This window comes from Streptosporangium longisporum, assembly GCF_039534895.1.
GTDB classification, from domain to species: domain Bacteria; phylum Actinomycetota; class Actinomycetes; order Streptosporangiales; family Streptosporangiaceae; genus Streptosporangium; species Streptosporangium longisporum.
The window spans coordinates 1-19,793 of the sequence record NZ_BAAAWD010000002.1; the positions used below are offsets into that span (position 1 = coordinate 1).

Consider the following 19,793-nt stretch of genomic DNA (forward strand, 5'->3'; position numbering starts at 1 on the left):
GTGGTCGGGGTGCAGGACGTAGCCGAGTTCCGCGCCGCGGTGCCGGCTGCTGTACCAGTGGAGCATGCCGTCGCCCACCAGTTGGCCGGTGGTGGCCAGTTCGGCGGCCAGGGTGAGGGTCTGTCCCTCCTCCAGCAGTCGTGTCTGGGCCATCTTGGTGTGCAGGGACTTCTCGCTCTCGGTGCGGGTGCGGGGTTCCCAGTACAGGTAGCGGGTCACCTCGGGCAGGCGCTGGATGGCGTGCAGGGCGTCGAGGTCGTCGGGGGTGTAGGGGCGCAGGATCAGGCGTTCGGTCCTGATGGGGTAGGTGGGCGTGAGCACCGCGCCAGGGTAGAGGGCGGGGCCGGTCGGTGGCGATCGGATTTCCGGGGGTACGGGCTCGGGCCCGGGAGGAGCACGGGAGCACGGCGGCTCGGGGGGCGCGCGGGAGGTGCGCGGGAGGTGCGGTGAGGGGTGCGCGGGCCGGGGTGGGGCTAGTGGGTGCCTCCGGCGAGGTTGAGCATGACGACTCCGCCGATGATCAGGGCGATGCCGGCGGCCTTGGCGAGGTTGATGCTCTCGCCGAGGAAGAGCACGCCGATGGCGGCGATGACCGCGGTTCCGGCGCCCCGCCCAGACGGCGTAGGCGGTGCCGACGTCCATCTGGAGTTTCAGTACCTGGGCCAGGAGCAGGAAGGCGGCGGCGTATCCGGCCACGACGACGAGGGCCCAGCCCTTGTGGGAGAAGCCGTCGCTGAGTTTGAGGGCGGTGGTCGCCACGACCTCGACGATGATCGCGGCGGCCAGGATCAGCCATGCCATGGTGTCTCCCCCTGAGTGATGAAAAGTACAATCAGTACCTTTTCATGGGGTCGTCGGGGTGTGGTGGCGCGGGGGTGGCGGCGCGGATCCGGGCCGCGACCTGCTCCACTTGCGAGTGGTGTCGAAAGCGTGTTCCACTGAGCCGTATGCCATGGGATGCGCCTGTCCTGCTCTCCGCTCCGCCTGACGTCAGGCCGCGGATCGAGCGTTCCGCGCTGACCAGGGTTCACGGGGCGCTGACCTGCTACGAGGTGCAGGCGCGTACCGCGCTGGAGAGCACTCCGCAGGGGTGGGCGGTCAGTCCGTACCGGGGGTGCGCGCATGCGTGCCGGTACTGTTCGGCGCGGCGGGCGCACCGTTACCTGGGGCTGGACGCGGGTGCGGACTTCGATTCGCGCATCGTGGTGCGGACCAACATCGTGCGGCGGTTGCGGGCCGAGCTGGGGTCGCGCTGGGACGGCGAGCACGTGAGCGTGGGTGTGGGCGGTGACTGCTACCAGGGGGCCGAGGACATCTACCGGTTGATGCCGGGGGTGCTGGCGGCGTTGCGCGAGGCCGGGGCGCCGTTCACGGTGTACACCAAGAGCCGGTCGATCCTGCGGGACGCCGATCTGCTGGCCGCGGCTCCGGGGGCGGGGGTGGTGGTGTCGATCGCGTTCGTCGACGACCGTATCCGCCGCAGTGTGGAGCCGGGTGCGCCGGGGCCGCAGAAGCGGCTGGAGCTGGTGGCCGAGCTGAACGAGCGGGGGGTGGCGTGCGGGGTGGCGATGGCGCCGGTGCTGCCGTTGCTGACCGACTCCCCCGACCAGCTGGCGGCGACCGTGCGGCGGGTGGCCGACGCCGGGGCGGTCAGTCTGGTGCCGCATGTGCTGCGGCTGCCGCCGGGGGCTCGTGAGTGGTATCTGGGGTGGCTGGGTGAGCACCATCCGGCGCTGGTGGAGCGGTATGCGGAGCTGTACGGGCGTGGGGCCGACGCCGAGGAGGGGTATGTGCGGGCGGTGACCGCTCAGGTGCTGCAGCTGGCGGCGCGTTACGGGATGGGGCCGGCGCGGCCCGAGCAGCCGTTGCCGCTGGCGTTGCCGCGTCAGGCGCAGATGAGTCTTCTGTAGATCTGCAGACGCGAGAGATCTGCAGACGCGAGGGGGGCCGGCCCGTGCGGGCCGGCCCCCCTTTGCGGTCTGTCCGGTTTCTGTGCGGGCGGGTGCCGTCAGCCGTCAGCCGATGGCGCTGCCCTTCTTCCACTGCTTGAAGGGCAGCTGCCAGAAGCCCCAGCCGTTGTTCCACTCCATCTCGCGGTCGGTGCCCTTGATGGTGATCACGTCGCCGCGCTGGACCTGGTTGTAGTACCAGCGGGCCTGGTCGGGGCGGGAGTTGATGCATCCGTGGCTGACGTTGCGTCGGCCCTGGGCCCAGACGTTGTTGAGGGCGTGGACGTACTCGCCGCTGTTGGAGAAGCGGACGGCGTGGTTGATCATGAGGTCGTAGTAGCCGGGGTCGCCCTTCTTGCGGCCCGGGGAGATCATGCGCTCGGGGTTGGACTTGCCCATCGCCAGGTGGACGCCGCTGGTGGTGGTGTACTCGCGGGTGCTGGCGTTGCCGGCGCTGATGAGCATGGTCTGCACGACCTTGCCGTCGCGCTTGACGATCATCTTGTGCTTGCGGGTGTCGATGGTGGCGATCTGGGCGGGGCCGATGCGGATGACCTTGGTGGTGTTCTTGGTGCCGTACATGTCCTTGCCGCCCTGGACGCCCTTGAGGCGGGCGGTGAAGGTGACCTTCTGGTGGGGCTGCCAGAATTTCGCGGTGCGGTAGATCACGGTGGTGTCGTTGATCCACCGCCAGGCGCCCTGGGCGGGTTTTTCCGAGGTGACCTCCAGGGCGCGTTCCACGGCGGCCTTGCCGGCCTTGGCGGTGATCTGCTGGTTGAAGGTGACGATGATGGGTGCTCCGACGCCGACCTTCTCGCCCTTGACGGCCGGGGTGACGTCGGTGACCTGGAGTTCGCGCTCGGGTTTGAGGGTGCGGAAGGAGCTGGTGGCGGTGGTGCCGTCGACGGCGCGTGCCGAGACGGTGTAGTCGCTGGCGGGGATCATGGGGGTGCTGGAGACCCAGCGGGTGCGTTCGGCGTCGAAGTCGCCGCTGAGGGGCTGGTCGCCGCTTTTGACGACGACCTCCTCCAGGGCGGCGCCGGCGGCGGTGACGACGACCTTCTTGTTGGGGCGCACGCTCTTGCCGCCGTCGGCGGGGCTGATCTTTATGACGGGTGCGGCGGGCGTGGGCGTGCTGGAGGCGGCGGGTGCCGCCTCGGTCCCGGAGCCGGGCTTGGCTCCGGAGTCCTTCGTAGCGGCCCCCCCGGAGCAGGCGGTGGCGAGCACCGCCGCGGTCGCCAGGGCCAGACCGGCCAGCGGCGTCCTGAGGTGTCGGCGTTCTACGATCAGCACAATTTCTCTCCCCCACTACAACAAAGTGCGCTTAAAACACTAATAGGAGATGCATGGTGACTGAGCATGGTTGCGCCCGGTTTGGTAACATTTCGGTCTCTTCGTAAGGCCGGAAAAACACCGGGCCTCGGTCACGCGGCGCCGCGGTGACCAGCCGGGATCGCCTTCGGGGCGGTGCCGGTGGCGCCGGGCCGAAACCCTCGTCGGCCAGGTACGCCGCCCCGGCCGGGCCCGGCGTGCATCAACGGCGCCGCGGCGGGCAGGGTGGTGCCCACGGGTCTTCCCAGTGCCGCTCCCCCGCCCGTCCGGCCCAGGCCGGTCCGCCCCCGGGCGGCGAAAAGATAATCTGGTCTGCCCCTACGCGAACGGAAAGCCCCGGGTGATGACAGGACCTTCCTCCATCGGCGGCCTGGCCGGTCTGACCGGCCTGGGCCAGGCCGACGGCGTCCCCGGCCCGTCCGCCGGGCGGCGCCCCTCCGGTGACCACGGCGCCGAACCCGACCTGTCGTACGGGCGCGCGCCGGACGAGCGGCTGCTGCGCGCCATCGTGCAGGAGTGCGGCGAGGGGATCGTCGTGTGCGACGCCTTGGGCGTGGTCGTGATGCGCAACGCCGCCGCGGCCGAGCTGGCGCCGCAGATCGTCCCCGGCCGGGTGCCGGCCTCCGGCCCGGCCGCGGCGCTGCTGGACGGGCAGGGGGCCGAAGGGGAGAGTCGTGAGCACGAGCACGGGGGGCGGCGGCTGCTGGTGCGCCGCGAGAGCTTCGGCGTCGCCCACCGGGCCTGGTACCTGCGTGACGTCAGCGCCGAGTCGGCCAGGACCGACGCGCTGCTGGCCGAGCGGGGACGCACCGCGTTCCTGCTGGAGGCCGGGCACAGGCTGTCGGCCTCGCTGAACCTGCGCCGCTGCGCGCGTACCGCGGTCGAGCTGGCCGTTCCCTTCCTGGCCGACACCGCGATGGTCGTGCTGCCTCCCGCCGGGCGCCGCCAGGCCGACTGGCTGCGCCTGAGCGGCGACGACCGGCGCCTGCAGGAGGGCGCCATCGCCCTGAACGCCGCCGGGCAGGTGCCGGGGCTGACCGAGGCGCTGGCCGGGTTCCCGCCGGTGCCCAGCCGCTGGCTGGACCCCGGTCAGGTGCCCGGGTGGGTGCTGCCGCAGGGGTTCGGCCCGGCCGGGCATCTGATCGTCACGCCGTTGCCGGGCAACGGGGTGCCGGCCGGTGCGCTGGTGCTGGCCCGCCGGGCCGGTGGGCCGGCCTTCGACGAGGACGCCGAGACCCTGGTGCGGCTGTTCGCCGCCCGGGCCGGGGCGGCCATCTCGGCCGCCTCCCTCTACCAGGAGCAGAGCGCCACCAACGCCATCCTCAGCGACGACCTGCTGCCCCCCTCGCTGCCGCACCTGCGGGGGGTGGAACTGGCCGGGTCGCTGCGCGCGGCCCGTCAGGCCGGTCTCATCGGCGGTGACTTCTACGACGTCTACCTGCCCGGCTCCCCCGCCGCCACCAGCGGCTCCGAAGGCTCGGCCGGCTCCACCGGCTCCGGCGCCTCGGCCGGTTCGGGGGGCTCACCGGCCGAGGCGATGGTCGTCCTGGGCGACGTGTGCGGCAAGGGCCCGCGCGCCGCCGTGCTGGCCGGGCAGGTCCGCCACTGCCTGCGCAGCCTGCTGCTGGTCGAGGAGCGTCCTGAGCGGCTGGTGCCGCTGCTGAACCGTTCCCTGCTGGGCTCGCCCACCCCCAACCCCTACGTCACCCTGGTCCTGGCCACGGTGCGGGCCGTCGGCGACGGTCACCTGCGTGTCGGCCTGGCGGTGGCAGGCCATCTGCCGCCGCTGATCCTGCGCCGCGACGGCAGCGTGCACGAGTGCCCGGCCCGCGGCTCCATGCTGGGCGCGCTCCCCCGCACGGTGCTGACCCCCGCCGAGATCGACCTGGCCCCCGGCGAGCTGTGCCTGCTCTACAGCGACGGGATCACCGAGGCGTTCGGCGGGCCCACCGGCCGGCAGATGTACGGCGAGCAGCGGCTCAAGAACGCGCTGGCCGGGTGCGCGGGCATGCCCGCGGCGGCGGTGGTCGAACGGCTGGAGCAGATCAGTACCGACTGGTTGGGCGGCGAGGTCCAGGACGACCGGGCGCTGCTGGTCGTGCGCGCCAGGCCCCGGCGATGACCGCGCCGAGCACGGCGAGCGCGGCCAGTGCGGCCGGCCTGACCGGCGCCGACCTGGTCCGCGCCGGTGAGGACTACCTCGAGTGCGTCGGGCGCGCCGACGAGTTCGCCGCCGTCGACCTGGTGGTGGACCTGCTGCGGGCGGGGGCCGATCCCGAGCGGCTGCTGCTGGAGCTGGTCGCGCCCGCCCAGCGGCGCATCGGGGAGCTGTGGGCGGCCAACGAGTGGTCGGTGGCCCGCGAGCACGGCGCCACCGCCGTCAGTGAACGCGCCGTGGCCGCGATCGCCACGTACGTGCGGCCCCGGCCCACCCGCGGGCGGGTGACCGTGGCCTGCACCGACGGCGAGTACCACGCGCTGCCCACCCGGCTGCTGGCCGAGGTGCTGCGGCTGCGCGGCTGGCGGGTCGACTTCCTGGGCGCCAACGTGCCGGGCCCGCATCTGATCACCCATCTGCACCAGAGCGGTCCGGACGTGGTCGCGCTGGGCTGCGCGCTGGCCACCCGGCTGCCCCGCGCGCACGCCACGATCACCGCCTGCCAGAGCGCCGGGGTGCCGGTGATGGCCGGGGGCGGCGGGTTCGGCCGCGACGGCCGCTACGCGCGGCTGCTGGGTGCCGACGCCTGGGCGCCCACCGCCGACGCCGCCGCCGACCGGCTGGAGCGCGAGGGCGTGCCCGCGCTGCCGGCGGTGCCCGGCGCGCTGGCCCACCTGGGCGACGAGGAGTACACCCACCTGCGGCGCCGGCGCGCCGAGCTGCTGGAGGGGGCGATGGCGGCCCTGGCCCGCACCTACCCGCCGGTGGCGGCCTACGATCCCCAGCAGCTGGAGGCCACCGCCGAGGACCTGGGCCACCTGATCGACTTCCTGGGCGCGGCGCTGTACGTCGACGACGCGCCGGTGTTCACCGATTTCGTCGGCTGGACCGGGTCGGTGCTGGGTGCGCGCGGGGTCACGGCCGAGGCGCTGCGGGTGGGACTGGGTGTCCTGCACGACGAACTACGAGACTTCCCCCGGGCCCGCCGCATGCTGGTCCAGGGGATCGAGGTGGCGCGCATCACCCGCGCCGATCAGGAGAACTGACGACAGATGCTGGAAAAGACCCCGTTCCGTACCGAGGTGCGTGCCGTTCCTCCGGACACGACCCTGCTCGTGCTGACCGGTGATCTGGACTACGACACCGCGCCGGAGCTGTTCGCCTTCGTGCGGGAGTTGTTCTCCGGGCAGGTGAGCGATCTGGCGCTGGACCTGTCGGGGCTGGACTTCGTCGACTCCTCCGGGGTGGCGGCGCTGATCAACGTCTACAACTGCGCCGGGGAGCATCAGGCGGGCATGCGGATCGTCGCGCTGACGTCCTACCTGCGTCACCTGTTCCGGGTGACGGCCCTGGACCAGGTCTTCCGGCTGCCGCCCGAGTGAGGTCCGCTCCCCCGCTCCCCGGCCGGGACCGGGCCGTGGAGCGTCCGGAAGGGCGGGCCGTCCGGGTGTCCCGTGTGCCGTCGGGGACGTTGGGCGGGGCCGGGTGGATGGTCGGGGCGGGGCGGGCCGATGATGGGGCGATGAGCTCCACCGCCCCGGTGCCGCTGGCGGCCCTGGCCGCCCTGCTCGCCGACGACACCCGTGCCCGTTTCTGCCTGGCCTTGCTGGACGGGCGGGCCTGGAGCGCCGGCCGGCTGGCCGCGCACGCGCAGGTGGCGGCCTCGACCGCCAGCGAGCACCTGTCGCGGCTCGTCGGCGGCGGGCTGCTGGCCGAGGAGCGCCGGGGGCGCCACCGGTACGTGCGCCTGGCCTCGCCGCAGGTGGCCCAGCTCGTGGAGGACCTGGCCGCCTGCGCCCTGACGACCGGCCGCCCCGGCGAACCCGGCGGGTCCGGTCATGAGGGCGGGGCCGGTACGGGTGGTGCCGCCCGGCCGGGGACGTTGCGCGCCGCCGGCGCGGCACGGGCGATGGCGCAGGCGCGTACCTGCTACGACCATCTGGCCGGCCGGCTCGGGGTGGCGATCACCGACGCGCTCACCGCGCGCGGGCTGCTGTGGCAGGAGGGCGGGTTCGCGCTCAGCCGGGCCGGGCTGGAATGGTTCGCCACCGACCTCGGCGCGCGGCTGCCCGCGGGCGGTCGCCGCCCGATGGCGCGGGGCTGCCTGGACTGGACCGAACGCCGCCCCCACCTGGCCGGCAGCGCGGGAGCGGTCCTGTGCGCGACCGCGCTGGAGCGCGGGTGGGTGACCCGGATCGGTTCCGAGCGCGCACTGGCCGTCAGCGCGGCCGGGCAGCGGGCCCTGGGCGACCTGCTGGGCCTGTCACCGGACCACGGCACCGTACCCGCGTGATCCCGTACGCCGGGCACGTCTTCCTTCGAGCACGGGACCGAGGGTTCGGGACGGAGGGTTCACGGCCGCACGACCGGGTCGGGCGTGCTCAGGCCTGCAGGTAGTGCAGGACGGCGAGCACCCGGCGGTGGTCGTTGTCGGACGGGGGCAGGCCGAGCTTGGTGAAGATCTGCGTCACGTGCTTCTCCACCGAGCCGTAGGACAGGAACAACGCCTCGGCGATCGCGCTGTTGGAGCGTCCCTGGGTCATCAGTGACAGCACCTCGCGCTCCCTGGGGGTGAGGGCCTGCAGCGCCTCCGCCCGTCTCGCGGCGCCCATGATCTGGGTGACGACCTGCGGGTCCAGGACGGTCTCCCCCGCCGCGATCCGCCGCAGGGCCTCCAGGAAGTCCTTGACGTCGGCGACGCGTTCCTTCAGCAGGTATCCCACCCCGTGGGCCTCGCCGGCCAGCAGCCGGGCGGCGTAGTGGGTCTCGATGTACTGGGAGAACACCAGCAGGCCCACCTGCGGGTGGTCGCGGCGGATCTCGATCGCGGCGCGCAGGCCCTCGTCGGTGTGGGTGGGCGGCATGCGCACGTCGATCACCGCGAGGTCGGGGCGGTGCTCCTCCACCGCCGCGCGCAGCGCCTGGCCGTCCCCCACGGCGGCGGGCACCTCGTGGCCGCGGGAGGTCAGCAGCAGGCACAGGCCGTCCCTGAGCATCACGGCGTCCTCGGCGATCACGATGCGCATGCGGCTTTTCCGTTCAGAGGTGCAGGGGCAGCTCGACGGTGACCACCGTAGGCCCTCCGTGCGGGCTGTGGACGGTGATCGTTCCGTCCACCACGCCGATCCGGCCGGCCAGGCCGCTCAGGCCGGTTCCGGCGCCCGTCACGGCGCCGCCGGTGCCGTCGTCGCGTACCAGCAGGCGCAGCAGGCCGCGGTGTGCCCGTACCTCGACGTGGGCCCGCCGGGCGCCGCTGTGCTTGACGACGTTGGCGGGCAGTTCCGCGGTGCAGAAGAAGACGATGCTCTCGACGGCCGGTGAGGGCCGCTGCGGCAGGTCGGCCCGCACGGTGACGGGCAGCGGGTTGCGCGCGGCCAGGGTGGCCAGGGCGACCTCCAGGCCCTTGTCCAGCGCGGCCGGGTGGATGCCGTGGATCAGTTCGCGCAGCTCGGTCAGGGTGTCCTTGGCGTTGCGGTGCGCGCCGTCGATGAGCGCGCGGGCACGCTCGAGGTGCTCCCGCCCGTCGCTCTGCCCGTTCCCGTCGCTCCCGTCGTGAGGCGTGTGGGCGGCGTGGGCGGCGTGGGTGAGGTCCTCCTGGGCCATGCCCAGTGTCATCGCCAGCGTCACCAGCCGGGCCGCCGTGCCGTCGTGCAGGTCGCGTTCGATACGGCGCAGCTCGGCGGCCGCGTCGTCCACGGCACGCGTGCGCGTCTCCTCCAGCGCGCGGATCCGCAGGGCGCCGCGGGTGGGGCCCAGCAGGGAACGCGCGATCCACCGCACCGAGCTGCGCCGGCGTTTCGACCTCGTCGCCTACGACCCCCGCACCACCGTGTGGCTGGAGCGGATGCCCGCCGTGTGCCAGGAGCCCGCGGTGACGCTGTCGGAGCCGCGTGACCGCGGGGAGTACGACGCCCTGGCCGCGGCGATGGCCAAGGGCTTCACCGCCTGCCGCACGGCCGACCGGACCGGATTGTTCGCCCACCTGGACTCGTTGTCGGTGGCCAGGGACATGGACGCGGTCCGTGAGGCGCTGGGCGAGGAGAGGCTGAGCTTCATGGCCAACTCCTACGGCGGGGTGCCCTCGGCCGCTACGCGCGGCTGTTCCCGCAGCGCATCCGTGCCCTGTACCTCGACGGGGTGATCAACCAGACCCGGGGGTTCTTCGATCAGATGACGATGTGGCTGTACCCGGCGGAGAGGGTGTTCGCCCGTTTCACCCGCTGGTGCGCGGCCACACCGGCCCGCGCGCTGCACGGTCAGGACGCCGGGGCCCTGTGGCGCGAGCTGACCTCCGACGCCGACCGTGAGCCGATCGCGGTCACCACCGCCGAGTTCGGGAAGGCGGAGCTGACCGGGTGGCATCTGCGCTCCCTCGGTTTCCCGCCCGACCCGGGGCCCGGCCATTCCGCATGGCTGACGTTCGCCGACGCGGTGAAGCGGGCCCGGGACGGCGACGGGTCCGGTTTCGCCGAGGTGATCGTCGGCAACATGCGGGTCTGGGCCATGCCGGGGGTGCTGGCGATGACGTGCGCGGACGGGCGCGGGTACAGCGGGTACGCGCACATGCGCCAGGTGGGCCGTCAGGCGCGAAAGGCGGGGCCGAACCTCGGAACGGTCTTCTTCAGCGGGCTGGGCTGTACGGGGTGGCCGTTGCCGGTGGCCAACCCTCCTCGCCCGTTGCCGGTGCGGGGCCTGCCGCCGGTGCTGGGAGCCGGCAGCACCTGGGGGGACCAGGTGTGGACCGAGAGCTTCACCGCGATGATCCCGGGCTCGGTCACGGTGGCCTATGACGGGCCCGGGCATGCCCTGTACCTGATGGGCAAGAAGTGCCCGGTCAGGTACGCCACCGTCTACCTGACCGATCTGACGCTGCCCGCGCCGGGCACGGTCTGCCCGGCCGAATGACCTCGTCGTCGCCCGGTGGCACCAAGGTGGCGGTGGGGCGGCGGTGGGGCGGTGGGCGGTGCCGGGGCGGCCCTTCGCGGGGCGGTCCCGGCACCGCGGCGTGCCGGGAGCCGGGCATCGCGGTCGATCCGGGGGCTGGGAGGGCTCAAGGGGCTTCAGGGGGGCGGGGCCAGAGGGCGAGCGGGCCGGCGGGCCCACATTGCGGGCTCAGGGGTGGCGCAGCCGGTGGGTGAGGCTGGTGTGGCGCCGTCCGGCGCCGCGGGTGCGTACCGCCTGGGCCAGCGCGCGACGGGAGCCGACGATGACGACGAGCTTCTTGGCGCGGGTGATGGCGGTGTAGAGCAGGTTGCGCTGCAGCATCATCCAGGCGCTGGTGGCCAGCGGGATGACCACGGCCGGGTACTCGCTGCCCTGGGAGCGGTGGATCGACACCGCGTAGGCGTGGGTGAGCTCGTCGAGCTCGTCGAAGGCGTACTCGACGTTCTCGTCCTCGTCGGTCAGCACGGTCAGCTTGTGCTCGTCGGGTTTGATGTCGACGACGGTGCCGACGGTGCCGTTGAACACCCCGGCCGCGCCTTTTTCGTAGTTGTTGCGCAGCTGGGTGACCTTGTCGCCGATCCGGTAGACGCGTCCTCCGTAGCGGCGTTCGGGCATGTTCTCGCGGGAGGGGGTCAGGGCCTCCTGCAGGGCGTTGTTGAGGTTTCCGGCTCCGGCGGCGCCGCGGTGCATCGGGGCCAGGACCTGCACGTCGCGGCGCGGGTTGAGGCCGAAGCGGCGCGGGATGCGGTTGGCGACGACGTCGACGGTCAGCGCGGCGATCTCCTCGGGCTCCTCGCAGGGGAACAGGAAGAAGTCGTTCATGCCCGCGAGGGCCGGGGGCAGGCCGGTGTTGACGCGGTGGGCGTTGACGACGACCCCCGACTCCTGGGCCTGGCGGAAGATGTGGGTCAGCCGTACCCGGGGGATCTCCTCCTCGGCGGCCAGGAGGTCGCGCAGGACCTCGCCGGCGCCGACCGAGGGCAGCTGGTCGACGTCGCCGACGAACAACAGGTGGGTGCCCGGGGCGATGGCCTTGACGAGTTTGTTGGCCAGCAGCAGGTCCAGCATGGAGGCCTCGTCGACCACGACGAGGTCGGCGTCGAGGGGGTTGTCGCGGTCGAAGGTGGCCTCCCCGCCCGGTCGCAGCTGCAGCAGCCGGTGCACGGTGGTGGCCTCGTGGCCGGTCAGCTCGGCCAGGCGCTTGGCGGCCCTGCCGGTGGGGGCGGCCAGGATGACCTTGGCCTTCTTGGCGCGGGCCAGGGTGACGATGGAGCGCACGGTGAAGCTCTTGCCGCAGCCGGGGCCGCCGGTGAGCACCGCGACCTTGCGGGTCAGCGCCAGGCGTACCGAGTGGGCCTGCTCTTCTGCCAGGTCGGCGCCGGTCCTGGTGCGCAGCCATTTCAGGGCGGTGTCCCAGTCGATGCCGGAGAAGGCGGCCAGGCGGTCGTTCTCGCAGGTCAGCAGGGTGCGCAGTGCACCGGCCAGGGACAGTTCGGCGCGGTGGAAGGGCACCAGGTAGACCGCGGGGACGCTTCCCTCGCCGACGGGGACGTCCTCGCGGACGACGCCTTGTTCGACGACGAGCTCCTCCAGGCAGCGGGCGGTGAGCTCGGCGCCGACCTCCAGGATCTTGACCGCGTCGGCGACGAGGTTGGGGGCGGGCAGGTAGCAGTGGCCGTCGTCGGCGGCCTGCGACAGGGTGTAGCGCAGGCCGGCCTTGACGCGCTCGGGGCTGTCGTGCGGGATGCCGACGGCCTGGGCGATGGTGTCGGCGGTCTTGAAGCCGATGCCCCACACGTCGTCGGCCAGCCGGTAGGGCTCGGCCCTGACGACGGTGATGGAGCGGTCGCCGTACTGCTTGAAGATGCGCACCGCGATGGAGGTGGAGACGCCGACGCCCTGCAGGAAGATCATCACCTCTTTGATGATCTTTTGTTCCTCCCAGGCGACGCCGATCATCTTGGTGCGCTTGGGGCCCAGGCCCGGGACCTCGACGAGCCGTTCGGGGGTGGTCTCGATGACCTCCAGGGTGTCGACGCCGAAGTGGTCGACGATGCGGTCGGCCATCTTGGGGCCGATGCCCTTGATCAGTCCCGAGCCCAGGTAGCGGCGGATGCCCTGCACGGTGGCGGGCAGCACGGTGGTGTAGGACCACACCTCGAACTGCTTGCCGTAGCGGGGGTGGGAGGTCCAGCGCCCGGTCAGTCGCAGCGACTCGCCGGGCTGGGCGCCCAGCAGGGGGCCGACCACGGTCAGCAGGTCGGCGCCGGAGCGGTCGGTGGCCACCCGCGCGATGGTGTAGCCGGTCTCCTCGTTGGCGTAGGTGATGCGCTCCAGGACCGCGTCCAGCGTGGCCGAGACGCCGCGTTCGGCTGACTGCACGCCCCCTCCCCTCCCCCGGGTCCCCGCCCCGCGGAGCTCTGCGGAGCCCCGCGGATCCGCTGGCGCAAGTGTAGGCCAGCGGCCGCGCGACCTGATCGCCGCCTGATCGCCGCCGGGAACCCGGGCCGTCACGCCTCGGGGTCGTGGGCCAGGACCGATCGCCCGCCGTCGACGGGAACGGTGGCGCCGGTGATGAAGGCGGCGTCGTCGCCGAGCAGGTGGACGATCGCGGACGCGACCTCCTCGGCGCGGGCGACGCGGCCCAGCGGGTGCAGCTGCGCCATCTGCCGCTCGATACGGGCGGCGGCCTCGGGCCCCTGGGAGGCGAGGAGGTCCTCGTAGCGTTCGGTGCGCACCGAGCCGGGCGCCACGGCGTTGACGCGGATGCCGTGCGGGCCGTACTCCACCGCCAGGGCACGGGTCATCCCCTCGATGGCCGCCTTGGCCGTGACGTAGGGCAGGCAGCCCGGTACCGCCCGGCGGGCCTGGTGGGAGGAGACGTTGACGATGGCCCCGACGGTGGCTTCGGCGGTGGCTTCGGCGGTGGCCCCGGGCTCCTGACGGGCCAGGAAGCGGCGGATCGCGACGGCGCAGCCGACGACGACGCCTTCGAGGTTGGCGCCGATGAGCTCCAGCACCCGCCGGGGCGGATCGCGGTCCAGGCGGGCATCCTGGAAGACGGCCGCGTTGTTGACCCAGCCGGTGAGGGTGCCGGCCGCCTGGGCGAGGTCGGCCGCCCGTTCGGCCACGCTCTCGTCCGCGCCGTCCCCGGCCACCCCGCTCAGGCGCGCCGCCGCGGGGTGGTCGCGCAGCCAGGCCAGGGCGGCCGGGTCACGCTCGACGACCACCACAACGCTGCCGCTGCCGCCGCTGCCGGCGTCGCCGCGGTCGTCGGCGAGCAGGCGCTCGACCACCGCCCGGCCGATGCCACGGCCCCCTCCGGTCACCACGTACGAACGGCTCACGCTCGGTCCCCTTCCGGTCGGGGCGCCCCTGCCGTCTCAGCCGTCCCCGGCCTCGGCCGGCTCGGACTGCCGGCCGGTTCGGCCAGGCCGGTTCGGCCGGGTCGGGTGAAGGGCGCCGGTGGCCGGTGCCCTTCGGTGGCGGGACCGGCCGCTCCCCTATGAGAAGGGATCACCCGCCCCTGTGTCAATTGCTTCTATCGAAGCACTTCGAAAGTGTGAGGAGGCCGGGGACGCCGGACACGGACGGCCGTCCTGCCCTTGCGGGCAGGACGGCCGGGTGGGAAAGGGGATGAGCCCGTCAGGACGAGGTGGGCCTGTCGTAGCCCTCGTCCTCCCCGTGGACGGCGGTGTTCGGGTCGTCCTCGGGCTGGCCGGCCGGGTCGGTCGGCGAAGGGGCGAACTCGTCGGCGAAGTCGGGTTCGTCGTGGAGGTCCTGCTGGTCGTCCGCCCGGCGGTCCGCCAGCGGAACGTCCTGGTCGGAGGTGGGTTCGGAGTGCGACATGGTTCCTCCCGAATATGACGGCGCCCGTGCTGAACGGGCGGAAAGGCGATCGCGCTGTGCCTGCCCCGGTCCGGCCCGCCCAATCACCGCTCCCCCGCGTCCGCGGTGGTCACGGACCTTCCGGGGCCGCAGGATCAGGGGCCGGCCCGGTGTCCGCCGTACCGGAAAGGGGTCCGGGATCCGGTGCGGGTCCGGCCGCTCGGCCGGGCCCGCCCTCGCGGCCCGTCCGGATGTGATCAGCGGCGGATGCGCAGCACGACGAGCGCGAGGACGTAGGCGACCCCGGCGATCATGGCCAGCATGTCGTAGGGGTGGCCGTCCTGCCCCTGTGCGATCTCGACGACGAAACCGATCACGACGGCGGCCATCAGCGTCCTGCCCGCGATGCCGGTCGCCTCGCCGTCGATGTGGTTGATCCGCTCGTCCTTGCCGTCGAGCAGGCCCGCGACCGTCTCGCTCCTGCGGGCCAGGAGGACCAGCGCCACCGCGAGGGCGAGCATGACGGCGAGCCCGCCGAACGCGAAGGTGCGATCACCCCCGGACCAGCCGCTCACGAGGTAGACCAGGCCGCCCAGGACGGCGGCCCCGGGGGTGATCCATCGTTTCCATGACCGTGTCCCGTGCGCCGAACCCTCATCGATCGACATCGAAGACCTCCTCCACCGTTGTGCCGAAGAAACGTGACAACGCGATCGCGAGCGGCAGGGACGGCAGGTACCGGCCGGTCTCGATCGAGTTGATGGTCTGGCGCGAGACGCCCATGGCCGTCGCGAGGTCCCCCTGCGACAGGCCGCGCCGCGTCCGTAGTTCCCGCACCGTGTTGCGCATGTGTAAAGCATGCTTTACAGCCCCGGAGGTGTCAAGCGTGCTTTACATTTCGGATGTCGTCCCGGGGCCGCCGCGGGCGTCCCGACGTCTCGCCGTGCCCGCGCAGGGGTGCGCGACGCCGGCGAGGAAGCCGGGCGGCACTCCTTCGGCCCCCTTTGGGGCTCCCTTGGCCGGATCGCGCCATCGCCCTGTGTGAGAGAGCATCTACCATCCGTGAGGGAACCGTCGCTGCCCGGGCGGCACGAGCCCCGATCGAGAAGGAGAGACACATGCGAAGGACCTTGACCACCGTCCTGGTGGCGCTGGTCACCGCGGTCGTACCGGTCCCGGGGCTCGCCTCGGAGGTGGCCCCGGCCGGGCCCGGACGTCAGGGGGCGATCGGCGGCACCGCCGGGAGCACGCGGGACGACACCGGAGGCACCATCGGGGGCACCGTCGGGGGCACCGTCGGGGGCACCGTCGGGGGCACCGTCGCGTCCGGTACGGCGGGCGGCGCGACGGGGAACGCGGCCCGGGCCACCCGGGGAAAGGGGGGGATCGACGTCGTCGGGCTGACCCCCGACCAGCGCCTGGTGACCTTCGACATCCGGTTCCCGGCCCGCCTTCGCGACCTGGGCCGCATCCACGGCCTTCAGGACGACACGAAGATCGTCGGCATCGACCACCGCGTACAGGACGGGGAACTGTACGGCGTCGGGGACCACGGCGGCGTGTACCGGCTCACCGGGTCGGCCAAGGCCACCAAGACCTCCCAGCTGACGGTGGCGCTCAGCGGCTCCTCCTTCGGCGTCGACTTCGATCCGGCCGCCGACGTGCTGCGCGTGGTCGGCGACACCGGGCAGAACCTGCGGCACGACCTGGAGGGCCTCGGCGCCGTCGGCGGCCCGGAAGGGGTGACGGCCCCGGGCCGGACCGTGGCCGGCAGGCCGCTGAGCGCCCCGTCCCTCCCATCACCCGCCGCACTGCCCGCCATCCCCGCCGCGCCGCCCGCCGCACCCGCCACCCCGGCCACCGCCGCCACCACCGCCGTGCCCGCACCGCCGGTCGCACCGCCGACCGCAGCGCCGGTCGCACCGGTCGCCGCGCTCGCCGTCGTGCTCGGCGTCTCGGGGGCCGCGCACATCAACAACGACCTCAGCCCCGCCACCGCCACCGCGCTCTTCGCCGTGGACACCGTCGCCGACCGGCTCAGCCTTCAGTCGCCCGCCGACGCCGGTGTGCTGACCCCCACCGGCAGCCTGCGGGTGGCCGCGAGCGGCCCGGTGGGGTTCGACGTCTACAGCTCGCTGCGCGGCGGAAGCACCGTCTCCAACAGCGCCTTCGCCACGCTCAAGGTCGCCGGCCGCTACGGCCTGTACGGCCTCAACCTGCTCACCGGCGCCGTCAACTACCGCTACGGCGTCTTTCCCGCCCGTCGCCAGGTCGTCGACATCGCGATCCGGCTCGACCGCGGCTGACCGCACCCGGTCCCGCCACAGTGCTGCCCTCGTCCTGTCGTGGTCCTGTCGTGGTCCCCTGCCCGGCACCGCCACGGGTCCCGCGCCCGCTCCGGCCGCCGCTCCGCTCCGGTCCTGCTGCCGCTGCGTGCCCGCCGGAGGGCTTCACCCGCGTGGCGTACGGCCTCCACCGGTCCCGGAGGCGCCGGTTGTTCTAGGGTGGCCTCGCCCGCGTCGTGCGATCGACCAGCGACGCGCGGACGCTCCCCCTCCCGCTGTGAAAGCCGAGGCCCAGGAGAGCACGCATGTCGCGCAACCACACCGCCAGCATGGGACGTGCCCTGACGCTCGCCGTGCTCACCGTGCTCACCGCCCTGGCCGCCGTCGTCGGGCCGGGCGTGCTCCCCCTGGGCGCGACGGCCGTGGACCGGGCCGGGCCGGGCCAGGCCCTGCCCTCCCTGCGCGCGACCCGGGCACCGGTGGCGACCCCCGCGCCGGTGGTGACCCCCGCGGCCCCGGTACGGACGGCGACCCCCGCCCGGCCGTCCCGGCTGCAGGCGGTGACCCCGCCGCCGAAGGTGCCGTGGGTGCCGCCGGACATGCTGGCCGCGCTCCAGCGCGACCTCGGCCTCACCAGGGAACAGGTCTACGAACGGCTGCTGAACGAGATCGCGCTGTCCCCGGTCGAGGCACGGCTGCGCGAGGAGCTGGGCACCCGCTTCGGCGGGTCCTGGTTCAACGGGCTCCTGTCCCAGACGCTGGTGGTGGCCACCGTCAGCGCCGCCGACGTCCCCAGGATCACCGCCGCCGGTGCCCGGCCCACGGTGGTCAAGTGGTCGCTGGCACAGCTGACCCCGATCCGCAAAAGGATCGACGCCGCCCTGTCCGTCCATCCCGCGGGCGCCAGCGTGCGTTACATCGACGTGAGGCTGAACAGGGTCGTCGTGCTCTCCCAGAGACCCGCGACGACCGAGAGGATCATCAAGTCCATCGGGGTGAACCCGGCCGCGGTGGTCGTGCTGCCCTCCACCGAGCAGCCGGGGCCGGCCTTCCGGCCCGCACCCGCCCCGGAGCGGGCGCGCACGCAAACCCTCTTCCCGCCCCCTGCGGAAGCGGGCACACCCCCGGCCGGGGCGGCGTGGACGTGCCCGCTCAGGCGGGCTTGCGCGCCTCGATGAGGAAGCGCGTCGACCGGGCCGTGAACGCTCCCTCGGCCTCGATCCTGTCGTGCAGCTCCCGCAACCGGTCGCGGTGGCGCTCGACGGTGAAGCCGGGGACGATCCAGATCACCTTGCGCAGGAAGTAGATCACCGCGCCGACGTCGAAGAACGCCATCGGCAGGGACTCGAAACGCAGGTCGACGACCTCCAGCCCGGCCGCCTCGGCCTCCCGGCGCGCGTCGTCGGGGTGGCGCCGGCGCAGATCACCCGGTGGCGGCGGGCCCAGGAAGTACTCGGCGAGCTCGGCGACACTGGCATGCCCCACCTGCTGCGACAGGTACGTCCCCCCGGGCCGCAGCACCCGGGCGATCTCCTGCCACCAGACGGTCACCGGATGGCGGCTGGTCACCAGGTCGAAGGCCTCGTCGGCGAACGGCAGCGGCGGCTCGTCGGCGTCGGCGACGACGAGCGCGCCCAGCGGGTGCAGCAACCCGGTCGCCCGGGCGATGTTCGGCGGCCAGGACTCGGTGGCCGCCATCACCGGCGGCAGCCGCCGCGCCCCGGCGAGGACCTCCCCGCCACCGGTCTGGATGTCCAGCGCGGCCGAGACCCGGCCCAGCCGCTCGCTCATCAGACGCTGGTACCCCCACGAGGGACGCTGCTCCTCGGCCCTGCCGTGCAGCCAGGAGAAGTCCCAGCCGTCCACCGAGACGGCCTCGGCCTCGGCCACCAGATCCTCGAATGTTCGTGACATGCCTTCATGATCCCTGCCGGGACGCGGCCGGGCCATCGAATATCCCCCCGGTCGGGGCCGTCTCCGGCGCGAGACGGTAGACGGACACGTGCGAGGGCGACTCGGCGGTGAAGTCGCCCCCGGCCCAGTCGGCGTGCCTGCTCTCCAGGCCGAACCCGGCGATCTGGGCCATCAGGTCCAGCTCGGAGGGCCAGACATAGCGGTGCGGAGAGCGAAACAGCCGGGCCTGCCTGCCCTCGTCGAACGTGAAGTGGTGCGACACGATCACGCCGGCCGCACGACCGGCCCGGTGAACGACGTCCCGGCCGGTCCGCCCGGTGCCGGGTCGGTGCCGGGTCAGTGTCCGGGCGTGCTCGTGCCCCGGGTGATCAGGTGCAGCTCCAGCATCACCTGGCGGGCCGTACCGGGCCGCTCCAGCCGCCGCAGCAGCAGCTCCATCGCGGTACGGCCGGAGTCCTCCAGGGGCTGGCGCACCGTGGTGAGGTCCAGGGCCTCGGCCAGGTCGCCGTCGTCGAAGCCGACCACCGCCAGGTCACCGGGGACGGCCAGGCCCAGGTCGCCCGCGGCCCGCAGCACCCCCGCCGCGAGGGTGTCGTCGGCGGCGAAGACGGCCGACGGGCGCCCCGGCCCCGACAGCAGCTCCCCGGCCGCGGCGCGGGCCGCGGCCAGGTCGTGCCCGCTCAGCCGCACGTCACCCTCGGCGAGGGGGCGGCCGGCCTCGGCCAGGGCCTCACGGTAACCGGCCAGGCGCCGCTGGGACGGCGAGACGTACAGGCCCGACCGCTGCGCCTCGCCCAGGAAGGCGAACCGGCGGTGACCCGCGGCGAGCAGGTGCTCGGCCACCATCCGGCCGCCTGCGGCGTCGTCGGTGTGCACCGAGTCGAAACCGGCGTGGCGGACGTCGACCAGCACCGTGGGCAGCCGCGCGGCGACCAGGCGATCGGCCACCCCCTCCTCCAGGCAGAGGCTGACGACCACGAGCCCGTCCAGCCGCCCGGTGATGGGCAGCCCGGCCAGCAGCGGCGAGGAGCTCTGCGCGGCCGACTCCTGGTCGAACAGCACGACCTCCAGCGGCCGGTCGCCGACGGCCGCCAGGACGCCGTTCAGCCGCCGGGCCACCGACGGGTAGGAGGTGAAGGGAGCGATCACCCCGACGCGCCCCACGCCCCGGCGGGCCTTGGCGACCGCGTCCGGCTTGGGGACGAAACCGAGCGCGTCGGCGGCCTCCAGGACCTTGCGGCGGGTCTCCTGGCTGACCCTGGCCGGGGAGTTCAGGGCCAGGGAGACGGTGGAGATGCTGACGCCCGCCGCGCCGGCGACGTCGTAGATGGTCGTGCGGTCCGCCACGTGTCACCCCTGACGCAAAGCGCACCGGAACCGGCC

The 19,793-nt window shown here is 73.4% G+C and carries 21 protein-coding genes and 1 pseudogene; 9 read left to right on the top strand and 13 right to left on the bottom strand.

Annotated elements, in window-relative coordinates; all coding sequences use genetic code 11:
- On the bottom strand, window positions 1-321 hold a 321-nt coding region (locus ABD832_RS00465; protein WP_344887539.1), incomplete at its 3' end, for a GNAT family N-acetyltransferase.
- 152 nt (window positions 322-473) lie between these two features.
- Window positions 474-801, bottom strand: a pseudogene (locus ABD832_RS41975) (DMT family transporter).
- 146 nt (window positions 802-947) lie between these two features.
- Between ABD832_RS41975 and ABD832_RS00475 the strand changes: the two are divergent.
- Window positions 948-1,910: a radical SAM protein gene (locus tag ABD832_RS00475; RefSeq protein ID WP_344886755.1), complete on the top strand. Its 963-nt coding sequence runs from the start codon at window positions 948-950 to the stop codon at window positions 1,908-1,910.
- 105 nt (window positions 1,911-2,015) lie between these two features.
- Here the strand turns inward: ABD832_RS00475 and ABD832_RS00480 are convergent, their stop codons facing one another.
- Entirely contained in the window at window positions 2,016-3,242 is a 1,227-nt protein-coding gene (locus ABD832_RS00480) for a L,D-transpeptidase (RefSeq protein WP_344886757.1), read from the bottom strand.
- Window positions 3,243-3,624: 382 nt separating this feature from the next.
- On the opposite strand from ABD832_RS00480, the gene ABD832_RS00485 reads away from it, so the two are divergent.
- The 4 genes from ABD832_RS00485 to ABD832_RS00500 all read left to right on the top strand — a co-directional run bounded on the left by ABD832_RS00485 (window position 3,625) and on the right by ABD832_RS00500 (window position 7,732).
- Window positions 3,625-5,403 (top strand): SpoIIE family protein phosphatase, encoded by a 1,779-nt coding sequence (locus ABD832_RS00485; RefSeq protein ID WP_344886759.1) that lies wholly within the window; start codon window positions 3,625-3,627, stop codon window positions 5,401-5,403.
- Window positions 5,400-6,485, top strand: a complete 1,086-nt coding sequence (locus tag ABD832_RS00490) for a cobalamin B12-binding domain-containing protein (RefSeq protein ID WP_344886761.1) — start codon at window positions 5,400-5,402, stop codon at window positions 6,483-6,485. Before ABD832_RS00485 ends, ABD832_RS00490 begins: the two co-directional genes overlap by 4 nt.
- 6 nt (window positions 6,486-6,491) lie before the next feature.
- Window positions 6,492-6,821, top strand: coding sequence for an STAS domain-containing protein (locus ABD832_RS00495; RefSeq protein ID WP_344886764.1), 330 nt, complete (start codon window positions 6,492-6,494; stop codon window positions 6,819-6,821).
- 140 nt (window positions 6,822-6,961) lie between these two features.
- Window positions 6,962-7,732, top strand: coding sequence for an ArsR/SmtB family transcription factor (locus ABD832_RS00500; protein ID WP_344886766.1), 771 nt, complete (start codon window positions 6,962-6,964; stop codon window positions 7,730-7,732).
- Between the two features lie 88 nt (window positions 7,733-7,820).
- On the opposite strand, the gene ABD832_RS00505 is transcribed toward ABD832_RS00500, so the two are convergent.
- Entirely contained in the window at window positions 7,821-8,465 is a 645-nt protein-coding gene (locus tag ABD832_RS00505; protein WP_344886768.1) for a LuxR C-terminal-related transcriptional regulator, read from the bottom strand.
- Window positions 8,466-8,478: 13 nt separating this feature from the next.
- Complete coding sequence (locus ABD832_RS00510; protein ID WP_344886770.1) at window positions 8,479-9,219, bottom strand: sensor histidine kinase; 741 nt, start codon at window positions 9,217-9,219, stop codon at window positions 8,479-8,481.
- On the opposite strand from ABD832_RS00510, the gene ABD832_RS00515 reads away from it, so the two are divergent.
- Entirely contained in the window at window positions 9,185-9,580 is a 396-nt protein-coding gene (locus tag ABD832_RS00515; RefSeq protein ID WP_344886772.1) for a hypothetical protein, read from the top strand. The two genes, ABD832_RS00510 and ABD832_RS00515, sit on opposite strands and share 35 nt — an antisense overlap.
- On the top strand, window positions 9,577-10,344 hold the full coding sequence (locus tag ABD832_RS00520; protein ID WP_344886774.1) for an alpha/beta hydrolase: 768 nt from the start codon (window positions 9,577-9,579) through the stop codon (window positions 10,342-10,344). The genes ABD832_RS00515 and ABD832_RS00520 overlap by 4 nt, the downstream gene beginning before the upstream one ends.
- A 207-nt stretch (window positions 10,345-10,551) precedes the next feature.
- Here the strand turns inward: ABD832_RS00520 and recD2 are convergent, their stop codons facing one another.
- From recD2 to ABD832_RS00545, 5 genes are all read right to left on the bottom strand, one after another.
- Window positions 10,552-12,765 (bottom strand): SF1B family DNA helicase RecD2, encoded by a 2,214-nt coding sequence (gene recD2 / locus ABD832_RS00525; RefSeq protein ID WP_344886776.1) that lies wholly within the window; start codon window positions 12,763-12,765, stop codon window positions 10,552-10,554.
- Between the two features lie 128 nt (window positions 12,766-12,893).
- A complete protein-coding gene (locus ABD832_RS00530) occupies window positions 12,894-13,730 on the bottom strand; it encodes an SDR family NAD(P)-dependent oxidoreductase (RefSeq protein WP_344886778.1) in 837 nt (278 codons plus the stop codon).
- 298 nt (window positions 13,731-14,028) lie between these two features.
- A complete protein-coding gene (locus ABD832_RS00535; protein ID WP_344886780.1) occupies window positions 14,029-14,232 on the bottom strand; it encodes a hypothetical protein in 204 nt (67 codons plus the stop codon).
- Window positions 14,233-14,468: 236 nt separating this feature from the next.
- A complete protein-coding gene (locus ABD832_RS00540; protein ID WP_344886782.1) occupies window positions 14,469-14,879 on the bottom strand; it encodes a hypothetical protein in 411 nt (136 codons plus the stop codon).
- Window positions 14,866-15,060, bottom strand: a complete 195-nt coding sequence (locus ABD832_RS00545) for a helix-turn-helix transcriptional regulator (RefSeq protein ID WP_344886784.1) — start codon at window positions 15,058-15,060, stop codon at window positions 14,866-14,868. Before ABD832_RS00545 ends, ABD832_RS00540 begins: the two co-directional genes overlap by 14 nt.
- Before the next feature lie 269 nt (window positions 15,061-15,329).
- On the opposite strand from ABD832_RS00545, the gene ABD832_RS00550 reads away from it, so the two are divergent.
- Both ABD832_RS00550 and ABD832_RS00555 read left to right on the top strand, forming a co-directional pair.
- Window positions 15,330-16,517 (top strand): DUF4394 domain-containing protein, encoded by a 1,188-nt coding sequence (locus ABD832_RS00550; RefSeq protein ID WP_344886786.1) that lies wholly within the window; start codon window positions 15,330-15,332, stop codon window positions 16,515-16,517.
- Window positions 16,518-16,801: 284 nt separating this feature from the next.
- Window positions 16,802-17,674 (top strand): S1 family peptidase, encoded by an 873-nt coding sequence (locus ABD832_RS00555; RefSeq protein WP_344886788.1) that lies wholly within the window; start codon window positions 16,802-16,804, stop codon window positions 17,672-17,674.
- Here ABD832_RS00555 and ABD832_RS00560 read toward each other — a convergent pair.
- The 3 genes from ABD832_RS00560 to ABD832_RS00570 all read right to left on the bottom strand — a co-directional run bounded on the left by ABD832_RS00560 (window position 17,649) and on the right by ABD832_RS00570 (window position 19,757).
- Window positions 17,649-18,410, bottom strand: coding sequence for a class I SAM-dependent methyltransferase (locus ABD832_RS00560; protein WP_344886790.1), 762 nt, complete (start codon window positions 18,408-18,410; stop codon window positions 17,649-17,651). The genes ABD832_RS00555 and ABD832_RS00560 overlap by 26 nt on opposite strands.
- A 4-nt stretch (window positions 18,411-18,414) precedes the next feature.
- Window positions 18,415-18,678: a hypothetical protein gene (locus ABD832_RS00565; protein ID WP_413224586.1), complete on the bottom strand. Its 264-nt coding sequence runs from the start codon at window positions 18,676-18,678 to the stop codon at window positions 18,415-18,417.
- 68 nt (window positions 18,679-18,746) lie between these two features.
- Window positions 18,747-19,757 carry a LacI family DNA-binding transcriptional regulator gene (locus ABD832_RS00570; RefSeq protein ID WP_344886792.1) on the bottom strand — a complete coding sequence of 337 codons (1,011 nt, stop codon included), beginning with the start codon at window positions 19,755-19,757 and terminating at the stop codon, window positions 18,747-18,749.
- Window positions 19,758-19,793: the final 36 nt, after the last annotated feature.

Excerpts from the sequence above, each read along its gene's own strand:
- ABD832_RS00485 (WP_344886759.1), top strand. The coding sequence starts at position 3,625 with ATGACAGGACCTTCCTCCATCGGCGGCCTGGCCGGTCTGACCGGCCTG.
- ABD832_RS00555 (WP_344886788.1), top strand. The coding sequence starts at position 16,802 with ATGTCGCGCAACCACACCGCCAGCATGGGACGTGCCCTGACGCTCGCC.
- ABD832_RS00550 (WP_344886786.1), top strand. The coding sequence starts at position 15,330 with ATGCGAAGGACCTTGACCACCGTCCTGGTGGCGCTGGTCACCGCGGTC.
- ABD832_RS00490 (WP_344886761.1), top strand. The coding sequence starts at position 5,400 with ATGACCGCGCCGAGCACGGCGAGCGCGGCCAGTGCGGCCGGCCTGACC.
- ABD832_RS00545 (WP_344886784.1), bottom strand. The coding sequence starts at position 15,060 with ATGCGCAACACGGTGCGGGAACTACGGACGCGGCGCGGCCTGTCGCAG.
- ABD832_RS00560 (WP_344886790.1), bottom strand. The coding sequence starts at position 18,410 with ATGTCACGAACATTCGAGGATCTGGTGGCCGAGGCCGAGGCCGTCTCG.
- ABD832_RS00500 (WP_344886766.1), top strand. The coding sequence starts at position 6,962 with ATGAGCTCCACCGCCCCGGTGCCGCTGGCGGCCCTGGCCGCCCTGCTC.
- ABD832_RS00505 (WP_344886768.1), bottom strand. The coding sequence starts at position 8,465 with ATGCGCATCGTGATCGCCGAGGACGCCGTGATGCTCAGGGACGGCCTG.
- ABD832_RS00540 (WP_344886782.1), bottom strand. The coding sequence starts at position 14,879 with ATGTCGATCGATGAGGGTTCGGCGCACGGGACACGGTCATGGAAACGA.
- ABD832_RS00495 (WP_344886764.1), top strand. The coding sequence starts at position 6,492 with ATGCTGGAAAAGACCCCGTTCCGTACCGAGGTGCGTGCCGTTCCTCCG.
- ABD832_RS00535 (WP_344886780.1), bottom strand. The coding sequence starts at position 14,232 with ATGTCGCACTCCGAACCCACCTCCGACCAGGACGTTCCGCTGGCGGAC.
- ABD832_RS00475 (WP_344886755.1), top strand. The coding sequence starts at position 948 with ATGCCATGGGATGCGCCTGTCCTGCTCTCCGCTCCGCCTGACGTCAGG.